General features: G+C 47.4%; 1 protein-coding gene. It reads left to right on the top strand.

What is annotated here, in order from left to right; genetic code table 11:
- On the top strand, positions 1–230 hold a 230-nt coding region (locus ACRHOZ_RS21685), incomplete at both ends, for a hypothetical protein (protein ID WP_431130500.1).

Here is a 230-nt window from a genome sequence, read left to right as displayed (position 1 = left end):
CTATGTTTCCGATGATTCTGGTGGCACATATAGCGATGCCAGTGGATTATGGAGTGTTGGTACGCTGGTCTCTGGATCAAGCATCGATTTAAATATTACGGCCCAAGTGAACGCCACTGGGGAGTATAACAATGTGGCAGAAGTGGTCGCGGTAATTCAATTGGATCCTGATTCAACCGCGGGGAATAACGATGCCAATGAAGATGATCAAGCGGAACAATCCATTGCGC

This window comes from Flagellimonas flava, from assembly GCF_050617915.1.
Taxonomy (GTDB): Bacteria; Bacteroidota; Bacteroidia; order Flavobacteriales; family Flavobacteriaceae; genus Flagellimonas; species Flagellimonas flava_A.
This window is presented reverse-complemented; position numbering and strand designations above follow the sequence as displayed.